The organism is Bradyrhizobium symbiodeficiens (genome assembly GCF_002266465.3).
Taxonomy (GTDB): Bacteria; Pseudomonadota; Alphaproteobacteria; order Rhizobiales; family Xanthobacteraceae; genus Bradyrhizobium; species Bradyrhizobium symbiodeficiens.
The window spans coordinates 1,274,372-1,287,980 of record NZ_CP029427.2 but is presented as its reverse complement, the minus strand read 5'-3'; the positions used below and the strand labels follow the sequence as shown (position 1 = coordinate 1,287,980).

General features: G+C 64.8%; 15 protein-coding genes. 8 read left to right on the top strand and 7 right to left on the bottom strand.

Translation table 11 applies throughout. The features are described from left to right. Positions 1 to 84: 84 nt before the first annotated feature. On the bottom strand, positions 85 to 2,121 hold the full coding sequence (gene dnaG, locus CIT39_RS06085) for a DNA primase (RefSeq protein ID WP_094972960.1): 2,037 nt from the start codon (positions 2,119 to 2,121) through the stop codon (positions 85 to 87). Positions 2,122 to 2,282: 161 nt separating this feature from the next. Between dnaG and CIT39_RS06080 the strand changes: the two genes are divergently transcribed. Beyond that, on the top strand, positions 2,283 to 2,846 hold the full coding sequence (locus CIT39_RS06080; protein WP_094972961.1) for a chlorite dismutase family protein: 564 nt from the start codon (positions 2,283 to 2,285) through the stop codon (positions 2,844 to 2,846). On the opposite strand, the gene CIT39_RS06075 is transcribed toward CIT39_RS06080, so the two are convergent. Then, positions 2,843 to 3,241, bottom strand: a complete 399-nt coding sequence (locus CIT39_RS06075) for a gamma-glutamylcyclotransferase family protein (RefSeq protein ID WP_094972962.1) — start codon at positions 3,239 to 3,241, stop codon at positions 2,843 to 2,845. The two genes, CIT39_RS06080 and CIT39_RS06075, sit on opposite strands and share 4 nt — an antisense overlap. A gap of 75 nt (positions 3,242 to 3,316) precedes the next feature. Here CIT39_RS06075 and CIT39_RS06070 point away from each other — a divergent pair, with 75 nt between their 5' ends. After that, positions 3,317 to 4,123 carry an N-formylglutamate amidohydrolase gene (locus CIT39_RS06070; protein WP_094972963.1) on the top strand — a complete coding sequence of 269 codons (807 nt, stop codon included), beginning with the start codon at positions 3,317 to 3,319 and terminating at the stop codon, positions 4,121 to 4,123. On the opposite strand, the gene CIT39_RS06065 is transcribed toward CIT39_RS06070, so the two are convergent. The 3 genes from CIT39_RS06065 to CIT39_RS06055 all read right to left on the bottom strand — a co-directional run bounded on the left by CIT39_RS06065 (position 4,120) and on the right by CIT39_RS06055 (position 7,322). After that, complete coding sequence (locus CIT39_RS06065; protein WP_094973477.1) at positions 4,120 to 5,103, bottom strand: DUF3592 domain-containing protein; 984 nt, start codon at positions 5,101 to 5,103, stop codon at positions 4,120 to 4,122. The genes CIT39_RS06070 and CIT39_RS06065 overlap by 4 nt on opposite strands. Positions 5,104 to 5,185: 82 nt before the next feature. After that, positions 5,186 to 5,806 (bottom strand): LysE family translocator, encoded by a 621-nt coding sequence (locus CIT39_RS06060; RefSeq protein ID WP_162308369.1) that lies wholly within the window; start codon positions 5,804 to 5,806, stop codon positions 5,186 to 5,188. 67 nt (positions 5,807 to 5,873) lie between these two features. Then, positions 5,874 to 7,322 (bottom strand): LVIVD repeat-containing protein, encoded by a 1,449-nt coding sequence (locus CIT39_RS06055; protein WP_094972964.1) that lies wholly within the window; start codon positions 7,320 to 7,322, stop codon positions 5,874 to 5,876. 116 nt (positions 7,323 to 7,438) lie between these two features. Between CIT39_RS06055 and CIT39_RS06050 the strand changes: the two genes are divergently transcribed. The 3 genes from CIT39_RS06050 to CIT39_RS06040 are packed head-to-tail and all read left to right on the top strand — an operon-like array spanning position 7,439 to position 8,725. Continuing rightward, positions 7,439 to 7,753 carry an ArsR/SmtB family transcription factor gene (locus CIT39_RS06050; protein WP_094972965.1) on the top strand — a complete coding sequence of 105 codons (315 nt, stop codon included), beginning with the start codon at positions 7,439 to 7,441 and terminating at the stop codon, positions 7,751 to 7,753. Beyond that, positions 7,746 to 8,216, top strand: a complete 471-nt coding sequence (locus tag CIT39_RS06045; protein ID WP_094972966.1) for an SRPBCC family protein — start codon at positions 7,746 to 7,748, stop codon at positions 8,214 to 8,216. Before CIT39_RS06050 ends, CIT39_RS06045 begins: the two co-directional genes overlap by 8 nt. Then, positions 8,213 to 8,725, top strand: coding sequence for an SRPBCC family protein (locus CIT39_RS06040; RefSeq protein ID WP_094972967.1), 513 nt, complete (start codon positions 8,213 to 8,215; stop codon positions 8,723 to 8,725). Before CIT39_RS06045 ends, CIT39_RS06040 begins: the two co-directional genes overlap by 4 nt. Before the next feature lie 18 nt (positions 8,726 to 8,743). On the opposite strand, the gene CIT39_RS06035 is transcribed toward CIT39_RS06040, so the two are convergent. After that, on the bottom strand, positions 8,744 to 8,965 hold the full coding sequence (locus CIT39_RS06035; RefSeq protein ID WP_094972968.1) for a hypothetical protein: 222 nt from the start codon (positions 8,963 to 8,965) through the stop codon (positions 8,744 to 8,746). A gap of 368 nt (positions 8,966 to 9,333) precedes the next feature. Between CIT39_RS06035 and CIT39_RS06030 the strand changes: the two genes are divergently transcribed. Together CIT39_RS06030 and CIT39_RS06025 are read left to right on the top strand one after the other, a co-directional pair. Further along, entirely contained in the window at positions 9,334 to 10,140 is an 807-nt protein-coding gene (locus tag CIT39_RS06030; RefSeq protein ID WP_094972969.1) for a transglutaminase-like domain-containing protein, read from the top strand. Beyond that, complete coding sequence (locus tag CIT39_RS06025) at positions 10,140 to 10,331, top strand: hypothetical protein (protein ID WP_094972970.1); 192 nt, start codon at positions 10,140 to 10,142, stop codon at positions 10,329 to 10,331. Before CIT39_RS06030 ends, CIT39_RS06025 begins: the two co-directional genes overlap by 1 nt. Before the next feature lie 28 nt (positions 10,332 to 10,359). On the opposite strand, the gene CIT39_RS06020 is transcribed toward CIT39_RS06025, so the two are convergent. Beyond that, entirely contained in the window at positions 10,360 to 11,133 is a 774-nt protein-coding gene (locus CIT39_RS06020) for a DUF2189 domain-containing protein (protein ID WP_094973479.1), read from the bottom strand. Between the two features lie 241 nt (positions 11,134 to 11,374). On the opposite strand from CIT39_RS06020, the gene CIT39_RS06015 reads away from it, so the two are divergent. Continuing rightward, positions 11,375 to 13,603 (top strand): ATP-binding protein, encoded by a 2,229-nt coding sequence (locus tag CIT39_RS06015; RefSeq protein ID WP_094972971.1) that lies wholly within the window; start codon positions 11,375 to 11,377, stop codon positions 13,601 to 13,603. The last annotated feature ends 6 nt before the right edge of the window (positions 13,604 to 13,609 follow it).

Below are 13,609 nucleotides of genomic sequence, written 5' to 3'. Positions count from 1 at the left end.
GATTAACCCTGTTTTTGCCGCCAAACCTTGGATTTGGCGAGTCTTTTAGCGGTTCCGGCCTCGGCCGTCCGCATGATTCTTTCATCACACGCTCTTCTGGAACCGGCCCGACAGCTCGCCAAAACCCTCGATCAGGGCTTCGGTGCCGTCGACTTCGGCCAGCCGAGCCTTCACGTCACGAAGCCACGACATATTGGCCTCGCTGGGATCCTCCCCCAAGGCCAGTTCGGCGTCCTTCAGTTCTCTAAGTAGTGAATGGTACTGCCGATGCAAGGCAACCAGCTGGTGCCAGGTGGCGAGAACATCGTCGGGGGCCGCTCCCTCGCGGGCACCCCACACCGCCGCGGTCGTGATGCCGTTCTCAACTCTTTGAAGAACCTGCGAAAATCCGCCCTTGGCGAGATCGCCGCGCATCTTTTCGGCCTGCTCGCCCGGGTCCGGGGAGTGGTGGTGATCGTTGGCGAAGGCGGCGATGATACCGGCCCTGAGCTTGTGGGCCTCGGGATGGGCCAGCTCCAGGGCGGCGACCTCCTCGAGGTGGTCGTGCAGCAGCCAGGGGTGGTTGATCAGGATCTGCAGGATCAGCGCCTCGCGACGGGAGATGGCGCTGCGCTGGCCGCGCATGATGGGGCTCGCCGCCAGCTGGGGGCTCGCCGCCTGGTAGGGGCCTGACGGTAATGGGGTGAGGCCCGGCGGGCCGCGGCGCCCGCCGCCCAACCCTCCACCGTATCCTCCACCGTATCCTTGGCCACCGAATCGATTCGCGCCGGCCGCAGCCCGGGGCTGGAATTGGCGGGCGCCGCCGCCCTGGCGGAAATTGCCCCGGCCGCCGAAGCCGCCGCGCCCGCCCTCGGGGGCAAAGGCGCGCTGCATCCGCTCGACGAAATCGTCGCGGTAATAGCGCCGCACCACCTCGTCGCGGATCCCGTTCGCGAGCTCCTTGATGCGCGCCTCCAGCGCGGCGCGGCGCTCGGGCGTGGCGAAATTGCCGCCTTCGAGCTCGCGCGACCAGATCATCTCGGCCAGCGGCTTCGCCGCCGCGATCACTTCCTCGATGGCGCCGCGGCCGCCCGAGCGCACGAGATCGTCGGGGTCCTGCCCCTCCGGCAGCAGCGCGAAACGAAGGCTCTTGCCGGGTGCGAGGAAGGGCAAGGCAAGGTCCGCAGCACGATAAGCCGCCTTCTGGCCGGCGCGGTCGCCGTCGAAGCAGAGGATCGGCTCGTCCGCCATCTTCCAGAGCAGCGCGAGCTGGCTTTCGGTGAGCGCGGTGCCGAGCGGCGCGACGGCGCCGGCAAAGCCCGCGGTGACCATGGCGATGACGTCGACATAGCCCTCGACCACGATCAGCGCGCTGCCGTCATGGGTGGCTTTGCGCGCGGTCTGGTGGTTGTAGAGATTGTCGCCCTTGTGGAAGAGCGGCGTCTCCGGCGAGTTCAGGTACTTGGCCGGAACGTCCTTCTCCAGCGCCCGCCCGCCGAAGGCGATGACGCGGCCGCGCATGTCCGTGATCGGAAACATCACGCGATCGCGGAAGCGGTCGTAGGGCACGGGAATGTCGTCGCCGGCCACCAGCAGGCCGGTCTCGACCATGTCCTCGACGGAAACGCCGAGCTTGCCGAGATGCTCCTTCAGCGCGAAGCGATCGGGCGAGGCATAGCCGAGGCGGAACTGCAATTGCGTCGCCGGCGAGATGGCACGGTCGGCGAGATAGCCGCGCGCTTTGGCGCCGACGCGCGAGGCCAGCGTTTCCGCGAAATAGGTCGCGGCGAGATCCATGACGTCATGCAGCGTACGGCGGCGCTGCTCCTGCCGCGCCGCATCCGGCGTCACCGCCGGCAGGGCCAGGCCCGCCATGCTGGCGAGCCGCTCCACCGCCTCGCCGAACGGCAGGCCGTCGGTCTCCATCACGAAGGAGATGATGTCGCCGTGCTTGCCGGAGGAGAAGTCGTGGTAAAAACCCTTCTGGTCGTTGACGTAGAAGGACGGCGTCTTCTCCTGCTGGAACGGCGACAGCCCCTTCCACTCCCGCCCTGCCTTCTTCAGCTTGACGCGCTTGCCCACGACTTCGGACACCGAAAGCCGGGCCCGAAGCTCGTCGAGGAATTGGGGCGTGAAGCGCATGCTGCTGATTTCTGGGCTGAGTCGGCATTATGGCCAACCGGATAGGCATATAGGCACGGCCCCGGGAAATACGAAGCATGTGTGGCTTCTCCCAGCTATTCACAGCCGAAAGTTTCGACGGAAAGCTTGAATCGCCCCCGGTTCCACGCTTCCATACCACCATGTTCAGGACCTTCCGAGGCGGCCACAGCGGGGGCTGGCGTGTGATCTCGATCGCACCCGTGACCGGCGAGCCCCTGCCCTTCATGCCGGCGCTGTCGGTCACCGACAGCGAGGCCATCGCGTTGCCGCTCGTGCCCTCGCGCAATGCGTGGCGGCTGGTCGGCGCTCCCAGCAGCTTGCGCTACACCGAGCGGCCTGAGAAGCAGCAGCTCACCGCCGTGCAGGCCGGGCTCGGCCGAGTGGAAGCAACCAGCGCGGCACTGATCCCGATCCGCAAATCGCAGGCCTGGTGGGACCTGACCCAGGAAGAGCGCCGCAAGATCTTCGAGGACAAGTCGCACCACATCGCCAGCAGTCTTCGTTTCCTGCCCGCGATCGCGCGCCAGCTCTATCACTGCCGCGACCTCGGCGAGCCCTTCGACTTCCTGACCTGGTTCGAATTCGCCCCCGCACACGCATCGCTGTTCGAGGAGCTGGTGGGGATGCTGAGGCGGACCGAGGAATGGAGCTACGTCGAGCACGAGGTCGACGTGCGCGTGGTGAAGGAAGTGCTGTCGGCTTAGTGATCGAGAAACCGCCCGGACTCGATGATCGGCAAACCGGTGACGGGCCAGTTGTAGACATAGGTCCAGGCCTTCCCGGCGGCTCCATCAGGCAGCGTCACGTCGACCAGCTCGCGCAGATATTCGGTCGGCTCCGGAAAACCCTCGCCGCAGGCTTCGTACATGTCGAGCTCGCCCAGCAGCTCGTCGGGCACGCGCATCCGGAACAGCTCGCCGTGGACGATGTCGGAGGCTGCCTCCGACGGCAGCAAGCCCGGATAATGCTTCACCAGGACCAGCCGGCCGCGGCAGGTCGCTTCACCCAGGAAATCCGCATGTCCCGCGAGCAGCCGCGCCATCGGATGGTCGAAGCCGCGCATCAAGGTGCCGTAGACGAAGAGGTGATCGGAGGTCATGCTGTTCTAACGTTGCGACGTCGGTGCAATATCGTTACTCCGTTTAGACACGTAATCGTTTCATAGGCAATCAGGATGGACCTGCACACGGCCGAGGCGGCCGATCAACTGCTCGGCGAGGGCGACACTCCGCCCGTGCATGAGGAGAATGCGGAGGGGACTTCGCCCTTCCTGCTCACCGCGGATCATTACGGACGGATGCTGCCGCACGCGCTGGGCGATCTCGGCATCGCGGAAAGCGAGCTTGTCAGGCACATCGGCTGGGACATCGGAATTGCCGGCGTCGCCGAGCGACTCGCAACGCTGCTCGATGCGCATCTGATCGCACAGCGCTATTCGCGGCTGGTGATCGACTGCAACCGCCCGCCGACCGCGGCAAGCTCGATCCCCGTGATCTCCGAGGCCACCGCGATCCCGCGCAACGAAGGGATTTCGGACGGCGAGCGCGCGGCACGGCGGCGCGAGATTTTCGAGCCTTATCACCATCGCATCGATGCCGCGATCGACCGCCGCGTGCATGATGAGCGGCCGACGGTGCTGGTCTCGCTGCACAGTTTCACGCCAGTCTATGCCGGCGTCGCGCGGCCCTGGCACATCGGCGCGCTCTACAATCGCGATACCGTGCTGCCGCAGCTGCTGCTCAAGCATCTGCGCGCAGAGGGCGACCTCGTCGTCGGCGACAACGAGCCTTATGCGGTGAACGACCTCACCGACTACACCATTCCCGTGCACGGCGAAGGGCGCGGCCTCGTCAGCACCGGCATCGAGATCCGCCAGGATCTGATCACGGACCAGTCGGGCCAGCAGCAATGGGCAGAACGGCTGGCGAGGATCTTTGCCGAGATCGAGGTGGAGCTGCGGGCGGAACGGCTGGTTATCTAGCCGCCGCGTGTCGCGACGAACAGCGCCAGCGCCGCGAAGATCGCGGCGATGCCCCACAGCACGAAAGCCATGCGGCCGTCGCCGCGGGCGTCGAGCGTGGCTTCCGCCGGATTTGCCGGATTGACGCGGACCTCGACGGTCGCGCCGTCCTGGTAGCGAGCCATGAGCTTTCGCAGCATCTCGTCGGAGGCATCAGGCGTTTCGGCCGCGACGCGCGCGCATTCATTGGTGTAGCTGACGTTCTGATAGTGATAGGTGTAGGTCACCCGCTTGCCGAACATCTCGGTACCGCGACGCTCGCCCGGTTCGCTCGCCCGGTGATAGTCTTCGATCCCCGACAGCTTGATGGTGCCCGGCACCACCGGCCAGCGCGTCGCCATCGACGCCTGTCTGTGCACGGCATACCCCATCAGCGCGATGACGAGGCCGAACGCGCCGAAGCCGACCACGAGGCCGGCGAGATCGGGACGGGCGACGTGGTGCGAGAGATAGGCATAAGTCTGGTTGAGGCCGAAGGCCGATCCCAACACGATGCCAAGCACGATCACCGTGCCGATGCCGAGACAGCCCCACAGGCCCTTGGGCAGGTCGCGCTCCAGCACGGCCTGATCGGGATGGCGCGGATTGTAATAGACGGTAACGATGCTGCCGGCCGGATATTTCGCGAGCTTCTCGGCGACCTGGAAATTGCCGAGGTCCTCGCCGATCGAGATGCGGTTGCAGCGCAGCTTCCGTCCGCCGACCGAATATTCGTAAGTCACGTTCGCGAAATTGCGGCTTTCGAGGCGAGAGCCCCCCTCGCGATCGTCGTCGAAAACCTTGACGTCGCGCAACTCGGCGACCGAGGTCATGACCTTGCCCGGCGCTTGCGGCCAGTTTCGCGCCTCGCGCACCTGCCAGGTCTTGACGATGGCAGCGACCAGGATGAGCCCGAGCGGCGCGAGCAGCATCGCATAGACGAACCAGGGGAGATCGGGCACGGCAAATTCCTTCGTCAGCGGCAATGCCCGATTGGACGCATTGCGGCCGCGAAGGGTTCAAGCCGGACCGGCCTTGGAGGGGCTATTTTGCCCGCGTCAGCGCCAGCCAGATGCCGCCGCCGATCATGAAGCCGCCGGAGATGCGCGACATCATGCGGGTGCGGCGGGCCGAGAAGAATTTTCGCGCGCGACCTGCCGCGATGGCGTAGAGCGCATCGGTCATTACCGCTGTAACCATGAAGGTCGCGCCCAGAAGGGCGACTTGCGGAAAGTGCGGCTGGTTCATGTCCATGAACTGCGGGATGAAGGCGCCGAAGAACACCAGCACCTTCGGGTTCGACAGCAGCACCAGGAAACCCTGCAGGAAGAAGCCGCCGCGCGGCGGCACCGGCGGCTCGTCGACGTTGACGCCCTCGACCGGCGCCCAGATCAGCTTGATGCCGAGCCAGACCAGATAAGCAGCGCCCGCAAAGCGCACCCAGTCGAACCAGTAGCCCATGGTCGCCATCAGCGAGGTCAGGCCGACCGCGACGATGCCGATGACGATGGCAAGCCCGGCTTGCGCACCGGCCACGTTGGTGAGCGCGGCACGCGTGCCGTGGCGCAGACCGTTGGCGATGACGAGGGTCACGATCGGCCCCGGCAGCAGCGCCAGCGCAATGCAGGCAGCGAGGAAGGCGAAATAAGCTTGCATGGACATCATGAGGAGGACTCGGCTCGGGGCGGCGTGCGCGTATTAATGCATGGGATGGGCCGGAACGGAAGCTTGCTCATCCATTCTTCGGCAGGCCGGCGACCGCACGCGCCGGGCCGGTCAGCTCGAGGATATGCAGGCCTGTATTGGCGCGATCGACGATGTAGATGTAGCCGCGGTCGTCGGTCTCGACATTGTTGGTCTGGATCGCGACCTTGCAGCGCTCGCCGCCTTCGATCGGGATGCAGCGCTTGTCGGTCGCTGCCGTGATCGAGGGAATGAAATAGCCGACTTCCTTCGGATGATAGGGATCGCGGATGTCGAGCGCGCGCACGCCGGCATTGAAGAAGGCGATGAAGGCCATCTTCTTGTAATAGACGGGCGCCATGCTCTCGTTGGAGGAATGCGCGCCGAACCGGCCGCCGCGCTGGCAGAACCGCCCGCTCGCCTCCGGCACGGTGTAGCTCGAGATGATCATCGGCCGCGTCTCGGTGGTAACGTCGGCGAACCACACCATCTGCCGCGCCTCGCCGCATTCGTTCAGGATGGTCTCGTCCACGATCATGACGATGTCGCGGGTCTTGCCGTCCTTGTCCTCGGCGAATTCGGCGATGGGCATGTCGAGCATCGGAAACGTCGTATGCGCGCCGTTGAAGGCTGACATCGGCAGGCGCGAAATCTCGGGATAGCGCAAATTGCCCGGCGTCGGCTGCTTCGGCCCGTTCAGCAGCTTGTCGCGGTCGACGATCTGCATAACGCCGTCCTTGTCGGTGCCGTAACCGAAATAGACGCGGTTGCCATTGGGCCCGGTCGAGATCGGCCCGTGCAGCTCGGTCGGCACCGCACCGATCGAACCGGGCTCCTGACCGGGCAGTCCGAAGTCGCGGATCTTCTGCGGCCGCGCGGGATCGGAGAGATCGTAGATCTGCGTCATGCGCCGTGTGCGCCAGTCCGGCGCGCCCGAGACGAGATAGGCAAAGCCGGTGTCGCATTCCCACCAGCTCTTGTGCGTGTCCTTCAGGCCGCCGATGCGCGTGATGAGCACAGGGCTGGCGGGATCGGTGACGTTCCAGATCTCATGCGCCTCGCTGCCGAAGGTGCGCAGCATGTAGACCGCGTTGGGATCGCCCTTCGGCAGCGCCTTGCCGTCGCAGACCCGCACCATCTGCGCGCCGCCGGATTCGTATTTGCCCTCCTGGCCCGGCAGATGCCTTAGATATTTCGGACGCGCGGGATCGGTGACATCGACGATGGAGGTTCCGTTCGGCTCGGCCCTGCCCGTCATCGGATTGACGGGCGCGGGTACATCATCGGTGCCGCCGTGATGGCCGATATAGGCGATCCAGCGATTGCCCTGGTGATGGATGGTCGGCTGATAGGCGCTGCGGGCCTGGAGATCGTTGCTGCCGACGAGCTTCATGTTGGAGGCTTCTGGCGGCGCGCCGATGGTTTGCTGCTGCGCCTCGGCGGCGGTGCTGCACGCGAAAAGGACGAGGGCGGCAGCAGTCAAGACGCAGCGGAACATCAATGTCCTCCCGGAACCGATCTGTGCTGGCTGAGCTTCGACGGTAACACAGCCGAATGCGGACGCCAAAGACACCATCTTGACATGCAACCATTTGGTTGCCAATTATCCCGGTCATGGATGAGGTCTTCAAAGCGCTCGCCGATGCGTCACGACGATCGCTGCTCGACAGGCTTCACGCGAGGAACGGCCAGACGCTGAACGAGCTCTGCGACGGCCTTGCAATGACGCGGCAGGCCGTGACCAAGCACCTTGCGATTTTGGAGGAGGCCAATCTCGTCACCACCATCAGGCATGGCCGCGAGAAGCTGCATTACCTCAACCCGGTGCCGATCCATCAGATCGGCGAACGCTGGATCAGGAAATTCGAGCGCGGCAAGCTGGCCGCGCTCAGCGAGTTGAAACGCCAGTTGGAGAAGCGCGATGAGTAAGCCGGAATTCGTCTACGTGACCTATATCGAGACCACACCGGAAAAACTGTGGGAGGCGCTGACGTCGAGCGAATTCACCAGGCAATACTGGTTCGGCGCCGAGGTCCGCTCCGACTGGAAGGTCGGCTCACCCTTTGCGCTCACGCTCGACGGCGAGGTCACCGATTCCGGCGAGATCCTCGAGGCCGATCCGCCGCGGCTTCTGTCCTACAGCTTCAAGCACCGGAAGTTCGAAGAGCTGCGCGGCGAGCCGATCTCGCGCGTCGTCTTCACCATCGAACCGTTCGGCGCACTCGTGCGCTTGACCGTGTTGCACGACGGCTTCGTCGAGGGCGGCAAATATCTCGGCGCCGTCTCCAATGGCTGGCCGGCGATCCTGTCCGGGCTCAAGAGCCTGCTGGAGAGAGGCAAAGTGCTCGCCATTCCCCGCACGGCCCTCAACAAGGGATTCGACGCAAAATGAAGCTCGATCAGTTCAAGCCGCTGACAGTCTACACCATCTACATCGCGTCCACGCCGGAAAAGGTGTGGGAGGCGCTGACCTCGGCAGAGTTCAGCCGTAAATACTTCTCCGGCTTTGCGGTGGAGATGGAGCCGAAGCTCGGCGGCACCTTCATCGTGCGCGCGCCTGACGGTTCCGAGCACATCTCCGGCGAAGTCTTCGAATACGATCCGCCGAAGAAGCTCACCGTGAGCTGGAACGTCAACTGGCCCGACCTTGTCGCAAAGCTCGGCGCCACACTCGTCACCTACGAGATCGAGCCCGCAGACGAAGCCGTCCGCCTCACCATGAGCGAACGCCACGACCGCGAGCTCGGCAACGACATCCTCGAAGGCGGTCGCACCGGCTGGCCCGCGATCCTGTCGGGGCTGAAGAGCCTGCTGGAGACGGGCAAGGCGCCGCAGATCAAGATGGCACCGCCAGCGCAGATGCTGGCGGCGCTGAAGGCGATGGGGATCAAGACGCCGTAGCGTCCGGAATCTGCGCCCTCACCGCTTCTTCTTCACCGGTGGCTGAATCTCGTCGATCTTGCGACGGCAATCCCCTTCCGAATCGTGCGGGCCCGAGACAAAGGTCCCGCTGACCTTGATCGCATACCAGCCCGACTCCACGCCAAGCCGAAGTGCTTCGTCTGTCTTGACCTGCCGTGGCGAGAGAGCTTGTATCGGTTGAGTTTGCATCGGGTGCTTTCGGTTGACGTTCGATTTCATATCGAACGAATGGGGAATCTGTCACGCAGCCGTGGATGAGCCACGCCGCATCCAACTTACTCGTGGGAACGGGCAATACAGGCGACGATCGCGTTACGACGGCGTGACCAATCGGCTCCGCAGGTGCGAGGAATGAGCCGTTGCGCCTCGCGCGTGCAGCGTCGTGGCGCCACATGTGCGCGGAGACGACCGCTCTTTCCGACATCGACGCACCGTGCGCGCAATCGCAGCAATTAGCTATCGTTTTCTCGTTCGCGCCGCGCTTTTGAAGCGCCAAATGCCGCTCTCGATCGAATAAGGCAGTCGAAGCCTTGTGTTCGACCGCTTCGTAGCCATCTTGAGAACTCAGCCAGGGGAAAGTCGTACGCATGAAGCTCCGCGTCGGGTTCGAGATGCTGTACGAGTTCCCGCAGCCGACGCCCATGATCATGGTGCTGGGCACGCACTTCACGCGCGCCTCCGACGTGATCGTGCCCGATCTGCTGACCACCAGCCCCTCCGTGGCCATCAATCCCTATCGCGACCTCTTCGGCAATTGGTGCAGTCGCCTCGTGGCGCCGGCCGGCGCCTTCCGCCTTTCCGGCGATGGCATCGTTCGCGACAGCGGCCTGCCCGACCCGGTGTTTCCGAACGCGTTTCAGCACGCCGTCGAAGCGCTGCCGGCCGACACGCTCGTCTATCTGCTCGGCAGTCGCTACTGCGAGACCGATCGCCTGACGGATATCGCATGGAAATTGTTCGAGCGGACGCCGCCCGGCTGGAAGCGGGTTCAGGCCATCTGCGATTTCGTTCATCGCCACATCACGTTCGGTTATGAGCATGCGCGCGCCACAAAGACGGCCCGTGAGGCTTACGACGAAGGCAAGGGCGTGTGCCGCGACTACGCCCATCTCGCCATCACATTCTGCCGCTGCATGAACATCCCGGCGCGTTATTGCACCGGCTACCTCAGCGACATCGGCACGCCGAAGCCCTGGGCTGCGGGAGATTTCGCCGGCTGGTTCGAGGCCTATCTCGGCGGAAGCTGGCACATGTTCGATCCGCGCAACAACACGCCGCGGATCGGCCGGGTGCTGATCGCGCAGGGACGCGATGCCTCCGACGTCCCCATCACCCAAACCTTCGGTCCGAATAAACTGCTCAGTTTCAAGGTATGGACCGACGAGGTCGCCTGATGACGGACAGCACCGCCGCGCTCAGCGCCGACGAATTTGCGTCGCTAACCGAAATCGGCAAGGGCGAGGCGCAAGGCGACATTCCGCAGGCGCACGGCGAGCGCCTGATCAACCTGGGCTATGTGATCAGGCGGCTTGGCGAACTCGAACTGACCTCCTCCGGCACTCGTCGCCTGGCAGCGGGCCAATAGCGCGCCGCCGCGACATCAGCCTCCTCTCTCACGCCACCGGCGCCACCAGCCGCCGATAGAGATGCCATGTCGCATGCCCGAGCACCGGCAGCGTCACAATCAGCCCGAGAAAGTAGGGCAGCGCCGAGACGATCAGCAGCATCACGATCACGGCGGCCCACGTGATCATCGGCAACGGACTCGTCACCACCGCGCGCACGCTCGTCACCATCGCCGTGACGAAATCGACCTCGCGGTCGAGCAGCAGCGGAAATGACACCACGGTCAGCGAGAACAGGATCAGCGACAGCACCGCACCGACAGCATTGCCGATGCCGAGGAACAGCAGGCCTTCATTCGTGGTCAGCACTACGGTCATGAATTCCTGAAGGCTGGAGAACGAGGCGTGCAGACCGAGCAGCAGCGCGATCAGGAGCCGCACCTGGTACATCCAGACCACGAACAAGAATAACGTAACGAACGCCATCCAGCCGATCTCGCTGCGCGAGCGCACGGCGGACCAGATCGCGCCGAAGGAGACCGGCTCGCCGCGCTCGCGGCGGCGGCTGATCTCGTAGAGACCGATCGCCACGAACGGTCCGATCAAAGCGAAACCTGCCGCCAGGGGATAGACGAGATAGACCATGCCGAAGGCCGTGAAGCACAACATGATGGCGATGCCGCCGGCGGCGTAGAGCCCGCCGAAGCAGAGACCGTAGAACGGCAGCGCCTGGAAATCGCGCAGGCCCTCGACCAGCGCCTCGGCGATGTCGGTCGCCGCGACTGGACGCACCACCGGATCGACCTTGCCCGAGATGGACATCAGCTTCCTCCACACGTCGGCGCGATCTTTCGCCGCGCGCATGCGCGATATTAGCGCCGCCGCGCGCCGGCGCAACTTGATGCCGGCAGGAGCGAAGAGTCAGAGGCGAGGCGACAATGCTCGCGGTGCGAAATCCTTGACCCTTGGTGCATTTTCCCGCCAATGGCTATGGACTGGGCAGACGATCGTGCCGCAAATTGTACCTCCGAGCAGATACGCCTGAGAGCGGACCGCCCCACCGATGAGCCTGCGTACCCGGTTACTGATCCTCGTCATCGCAGCCATGCTCGTGCCGGCGATCCTGGTCGGGCTGCGCTTCGTGCAGAATCGGGCCAGCGAGATCGACGCGGCGCTGGCCAATCTGGCCGCATCCGCCGACGACATCGCCGCCGATCTCGACGAGAAGATCCAAGGCACCGCCCAGCTTCATTATGGGCTCGCCCGTGCCCGCGACCTCGACACGCGCGACAAGGCGGCGTGCTCGGCGTTTCTGTCCGATGTCCGCGAAGAATATCCGCAGTTCACGGGTATCCTGACCATCGATCCCGACGGCAGCCTGTTCTGTGACTCGCTGCGAACCAACCGCACGCTCGACCTGAACGACCGCGGCTATTTCAAACAGGTCAAGGAGCTTACGGGCGTCGTCGCGGTGGAGCCGGTGTTCGGCCGTCTCACCGGACTGTCGGTGCTCCAGATCGCCTACCCCGTGCGATCGGAGGCGGGCGCGCTAAAGCTGGTGCTGCTCGCGTCCTTCAACCTGAACAAATTCGTGGAGTTTCACGACAAGCGGCTGCTCGCCGAGAAGGACATCCTGCTCGTCGACGCCAAGGGTACGGTCCTGGCCGCCCCCAAAAGCGGCGGCTGGAGCGAACCCGTCGGCGGGTCGATTGCCGGCTCCGACCTGTTCCGCTTTGCGACAGCGCCCGATGGCGAGCCATTTCGGGAGGTCACCGACCGCGAGGGCCGCACGCAGATCTGGGGCGTTGCCCGCTCGCCCTCGATCCGCAAGGCCGGCCTCTACATCCTGGTCGGACGCTCCAAGGACGGGCTGGTCGCGGCGGCGAACCGCCGGCTGTACGAGGACGTGGCGATTCTCGCGGTGGCCTCGCTGCTGCTGCTCGCCGGCCTGTGGATTCTCACGACCGTGAGCATCGGCCGCCAGGTCGGGCGGCTCGCCACCATGGCGAAGAGGCTCGGGCGCGGCGATCTCAGCGCGCGCATTCCGGAGCCCCATCCGGGCGGCGAGCTCGGTGGGTTGATGACCCTGCTCAACAGCACCGCCGAATCGCTCGAACAGCAGCGCGCCGCCATCGCGGATCTCAGCCACAAGCTCAGCCAGTCCCAGAAGATGGAAGCCATGGGCCAGCTCACAGGCGGCGTGGCGCATGATTTCAATAATCTCCTGACCGTCATTCTCGGCAACTCGGAGCATCTTGCCGACAGGCTTGCGGGCAACAAGGAATTGCACCGGATCGCCAGCGATATCGCGACCGCGGCCGAGCGCGGTTCCGATCTGACCCGGAGCCTGCTCGCCTTCGCGCGCAAGCAGCCCCTGCGGCCGCGAGAGATCGACATCGCCGAGCAGGTCACCGGCATGAAGCAGCTGCTGCGCCGGACCCTGGGCGAGCACATCGAGTCCAGCTTCACCTTCGCGCCCGATCTATGGCTCGCCAGCGTCGATCCCGGCCAATTGGCGACCGCCGTGCTCAACCTCGTGCTCAACGCGCGCGATGCGATGCCCGACGGCGGCAAGCTGGCAGTCGAGGTGTGCAACGCATCGCTCGGCGAGTCCGATCTCGACGTCAACGGCGAGCCACGGCCGGGCGACTACGTCATGCTGGCTGTGAAGGATACCGGGGCCGGGATGAGCAGCGAAGTGTTGGGGCGCGCGTTCGAGCCGTTCTTCACCACCAAAGAGGTCGGCAAGGGCACCGGCCTCGGCCTGAGCATGGTCTACGGATTCGTGCAACAATCCGGCGGACTCGTGCAGATGCAGTCCGAACCGGGACGAGGCAGTACCATCAGGCTGTTCTTTCCCCGTCTCGCAACACCGCCAAGCGAGGACCTGCGCCCCGCGCAGGCGACCATCACGCACGCGGGACACGAGACCGTCCTGCTCGTCGAAGACGACGACATGGTGCGAGCTTATGTCGAGAACGAGCTCAGAACGCTGGGCTACCGGGTCATCGCGACGTCGAACGGACCCGCAGCGCTGGAAGTGTTGCGCCAGCCCGACGACATCCAATTGCTTTTCACCGACGTCGTGATGCCCGGCGGCATGTTCGGGCCGGAGCTGGCGAGGCAGGCAGCCGAGCTTCGGCCTGATCTCAAGGTGCTCTTCACCTCCGGCTACAGCCAGGATCCCGTCAAGACGCCGGACGGAATCAACGCCCGCATTCTGACCAAGCCGTTCAAGCGTCAGGAGCTTGCCGCGATGCTGAGGGCCGCGCTCTCGGAGCCGTCGCGATAATTCGCC

What these genes read in the sequence shown, in the direction of transcription:
- CIT39_RS06015 (WP_094972971.1), top strand. Translation starts at nt 11,375, where the DNA reads ATGAGCCTGCGTACCCGGTTACTGATCCTCGTCATCGCAGCCATGCTC.
- CIT39_RS06080 (WP_094972961.1), top strand. Translation starts at nt 2,283, where the DNA reads ATGTTCAGGACCTTCCGAGGCGGCCACAGCGGGGGCTGGCGTGTGATC.
- CIT39_RS06070 (WP_094972963.1), top strand. Translation starts at nt 3,317, where the DNA reads ATGGACCTGCACACGGCCGAGGCGGCCGATCAACTGCTCGGCGAGGGC.
- CIT39_RS06060 (WP_162308369.1), bottom strand. Translation starts at nt 5,806, where the DNA reads ATGATGTCCATGCAAGCTTATTTCGCCTTCCTCGCTGCCTGCATTGCG.
- CIT39_RS06075 (WP_094972962.1), bottom strand. Translation starts at nt 3,241, where the DNA reads ATGACCTCCGATCACCTCTTCGTCTACGGCACCTTGATGCGCGGCTTC.
- CIT39_RS06020 (WP_094973479.1), bottom strand. Translation starts at nt 11,133, where the DNA reads ATGTCCATCTCGGGCAAGGTCGATCCGGTGGTGCGTCCAGTCGCGGCG.
- CIT39_RS06040 (WP_094972967.1), top strand. Translation starts at nt 8,213, where the DNA reads ATGAAGCTCGATCAGTTCAAGCCGCTGACAGTCTACACCATCTACATC.
- CIT39_RS06025 (WP_094972970.1), top strand. Translation starts at nt 10,140, where the DNA reads ATGACGGACAGCACCGCCGCGCTCAGCGCCGACGAATTTGCGTCGCTA.
- CIT39_RS06035 (WP_094972968.1), bottom strand. Translation starts at nt 8,965, where the DNA reads ATGAAATCGAACGTCAACCGAAAGCACCCGATGCAAACTCAACCGATA.
- CIT39_RS06050 (WP_094972965.1), top strand. Translation starts at nt 7,439, where the DNA reads ATGGATGAGGTCTTCAAAGCGCTCGCCGATGCGTCACGACGATCGCTG.
- CIT39_RS06055 (WP_094972964.1), bottom strand. Translation starts at nt 7,322, where the DNA reads ATGTTCCGCTGCGTCTTGACTGCTGCCGCCCTCGTCCTTTTCGCGTGC.
- CIT39_RS06045 (WP_094972966.1), top strand. Translation starts at nt 7,746, where the DNA reads ATGAGTAAGCCGGAATTCGTCTACGTGACCTATATCGAGACCACACCG.
- CIT39_RS06030 (WP_094972969.1), top strand. Translation starts at nt 9,334, where the DNA reads ATGAAGCTCCGCGTCGGGTTCGAGATGCTGTACGAGTTCCCGCAGCCG.
- dnaG (WP_094972960.1), bottom strand. Translation starts at nt 2,121, where the DNA reads ATGCGCTTCACGCCCCAATTCCTCGACGAGCTTCGGGCCCGGCTTTCG.